4 protein-coding genes and 1 pseudogene are annotated in these 3224 nt (G+C 45.3%); all 5 read right to left on the bottom strand.

The window, feature by feature from the left end:
- A pseudogene (locus tag A3761_RS19620) lies at positions 1–282 on the bottom strand (bifunctional pyr operon transcriptional regulator/uracil phosphoribosyltransferase); the annotation flags it as partial.
- Positions 275–727, bottom strand: a complete 453-nt coding sequence (gene ruvX, locus A3761_RS19615; RefSeq protein ID WP_068508683.1) for a Holliday junction resolvase RuvX — start codon at positions 725–727, stop codon at positions 275–277. The gene ruvX and the pseudogene A3761_RS19620, both read right to left, overlap by 8 nt.
- The gene (locus tag A3761_RS19610; protein ID WP_231877339.1) at positions 727–1233 is read right to left on the bottom strand and encodes a YqgE/AlgH family protein; all 507 of its coding nucleotides are present in this window, start codon (positions 1231–1233) and stop codon (positions 727–729) included. Before A3761_RS19610 ends, ruvX begins: the two co-directional genes overlap by 1 nt.
- 37 nt (positions 1234–1270) lie before the next feature.
- A complete protein-coding gene (locus A3761_RS19605; RefSeq protein WP_231872330.1) occupies positions 1271–2137 on the bottom strand; it encodes a TonB family protein in 867 nt (288 codons plus the stop codon).
- Between the two features lie 42 nt (positions 2138–2179).
- On the bottom strand, positions 2180–3139 hold the full coding sequence (gene gshB, locus A3761_RS19600; protein ID WP_068553655.1) for a glutathione synthase: 960 nt from the start codon (positions 3137–3139) through the stop codon (positions 2180–2182).
- Positions 3140–3224: the final 85 nt, after the last annotated feature.

The following is a 3224-nucleotide window of genomic DNA, read 5'->3' as shown; positions in this document are numbered from 1 at the left end:
GAATAAAACGATATGCTTATCTTTTGTTTCGAAGGGCAAGCTAGATGGCTCAACTTTTGGATTCAAACCAATTTGAGTAAAGTCGTCGCGATAGAAAGATATATCAAGCTCACCAATCAGTTTTTCATTCGCCAAACTTTTTTGAATAGCCTTAGCGACCCAAACACCGCCGGTGCGAATCCCGACAAACTCATAGTCAGTGATATTCTTTTCTGCCAAATAATGGCTTAGTTGCTGTGACATCGCACCCAATAAGGCTTCTACAGCTTGTTCATCATGCATTGTCAGTTCCTTTATTGTCACTCATTGCTGCAAACCAGCTTTCTAGTATTAAACATGCTGCGGCACCGTCAACCGAGTGATCCCCAAAATCTACGTACCGACCCGTTCTAGCTTTCACCGCCTGCTTAGCTTCGAAGCTTGAGAGCCGCTCATCCATCATATCGACCGGTTTATTAAAACGGCCTTTTAAGCGCTTACCGAACTTCTTCGCTCGCAATGACATATCGCTTTCAGAGCCATCCATATTCAAAGGTAAACCAACGACAAAGCCTGTCGGTTTCCATTCTTCTACCAATTGTTCAATTACTTCCCAGTCAGGAATCCCCTCTCTGGCTTTAATGGGAGCAAGCTCTGATGCGGTTTTAAGTAGGCTATTCCCACAGGCAACACCGAAGCGCTTTACACCAAAGTCAAAACATAAGTAGGTCAAGGCTTCATTGGTCATTAAGCGTGACCTATCTGGCCACTGAGCTGGTCTGCCTTAATACCGAGAATATCCATCGCCATTGTCAGTTTTTTGCTATCGTCGTCAGCAAACAATATGTCCTGAGACCCGGGGCAAGTTAACCAAGTGTTTTCTGTGAGCTCACCTTCTAACTGCCCCTCTCCCCAACCAGCATAGCCAAGGGCAACCAGATAGGTTTGTGGCCCGGTTCCCTGTGCAATGGCTTCAAGGATGTCTTTAGATGTGGTGAGTTTCAGTCCGGATGATAACTCTAGCGTAGATTGCCAACATTTTTCACCATCATGAAAGATAAAACCACGATCTCTTTGGACCGGCCCGCCAGCGTAAATTTTGGCATCAGTATCAATCGTCATACTGATATCTAACTGTTCGAGTAACTCAGCCAAGCCAATATCGGTAGGGCGGTTAATCACAACGCCCATTGCGCCATCGCTGCTATGATCACAAATATACGTCAGAGACCCTGAGAAGTTTGGATCTTTCATCTGGGGCATTGCGATCAGAAACTGATTTTCTAAATGGCTACAAATAGCTGGATACTCCACTCTTGTTATAAGAAAAGGTGCGAATCAATTCTAATACATCTCGCTCTTTTCTTACATTCTTTGGAAAGGGCGCAAAGGGCGCCGCTCGATGAACAATATCTCTGGTTTTGGAGTCCAGAACTAGATCTCCTGAGCTCTGTAACACGACAACCTCTTTAATCGTGCCATCGGAATAGATAGAAATTGAGACGCGGGGTTTACCATACAAGCGCTTCCCGGCATCTTCAGGAAAGTTCAGACTGCCTGTCCGCTCTATCTTACTGACAACGTGCGCCACATATTGAGAATCGACCGCTTTCATTGTCGAGGCTGCGGTCAAGCGAGTCACCCTTGGGCGTTTAGCATAATTTTGCCTCTGCCTATCTAAATCAGCTTCCAGTTCAGCTATTTCGAGGCTTCGTTCCAGAATGGACTTTCGAGGCTGCACTTCGGTGGGCTTATTTTCTTCTTGCACACGATCAAACAGGCTGGGTCTTAGCCTTTCGCCCGATACCGAGCTGATCACCTGTTTATCACGCTTTTCTATACTGTCTTGTGTTGGCGCTGGAGAGCTGGCTAATTGCTCCAGGGCATTGAACTGCTTCGATTCAATCGGCGTCGTGACTCTCGCTTTTTCTTCTAGCGTACCGCTGCCAAGCTGGTTGGTCTCGGCAAAGAAGTCCGCCTTATCTGGCTTGGTCTCATCCTCAAAGCGAGAAAGCGTAATTTCCATAGTAAACGCCACGGGCTCCGGATCTTCTTCCAGAAAATCGGTCAGGATAATTAAGCTATGTAAGGCCAGCGCGACAAAAACCGTAAAACTAAGACGATCAGTATCGCTAACACCCATTGCTCGTGCTACCACTGCCAATTTAGCTCCCCTACAGATTGCGTCTCTTGCTTCATATTACTTTTTACTAGCACTCAATTTCTGCTCAATCGTCGATATTAGCTTATCAGCAATTTTGATTTGGCTAACCCTTTCAATTTCCTGAATACAGGTTGGACTGGTGACATTTATTTCTGTCAGGTAATCACCAATCACATCGATACCTACAAATAACAAGCCCCTATCTAGTAAATCATCTTTTATCTGATCAACGATCCAATAGTCACGTTCAGTCAGTGGCAGCACTTCTCCACGACCACCTGCAGCCAAATTGCCTCGCGACTCACCTTGCCCCGGAATTCTCGCCAAGCCAAAAGCAACCGGCTCACCATCAATAATAAGTATACGCTTATCGCCATTCTTTATCTCAGGCAAATATTTTTGCGCCATCACCTGTTGCTGGCCATGCTGACTCAGCGTTTCGAGAATCACACTTAGGTTACTGTCCCCCAGAGTCACTCTGAAAATAGAAGCGCCTCCCATACCATCCAAGGGTTTATAGATGACGTCTTCATGCTGCTTACAAAACGCTTTCAAGCGTTGCTGATCTCTCGAGACCAAAACAGGCGGGCAACATTGGGGGAAAAGAGTCGCGTATAGCTTTTCATTACAATCTCGCAAGCTTTGGGCTTTATTTAATACTAAAGCTCCCTGCTGCTCGGCCCGTTCTAGAATATGCGTAGCGTAAATAAACTCTGAATCAACGGGTGGATCCTTACGCATAAGAATGACGTCTAACTCAGCCAAATCGGCTTCGCGCGGCTCACCAAGTTCATACCAGCTTTGCTCATCGTTACTTACCTTGAGAGGCGTCAAACGTCCACGAGCCGTACCTTGATCCAAATATAGGTCAGACATTTCCATATAGTTCAAAGACCAGCCTTTCGCTTGGGCAGAAAGCAGCATAGCGAAGGAACTATCCTTCTTGATATTAATCCCGGAAATGGGATCCATCACAATTCCTAACTTAAACGTCATTTATTACCTTCGAAACAAAAAAAATGTACTAACCTTAAGAACTACTATCTTAGTTTAACTTTCATTACATTTTGAATAAAACAAT

This window comes from Oleiphilus sp. HI0123 (assembly GCF_001635315.1).
This window is presented reverse-complemented; position numbering and strand designations above follow the sequence as displayed.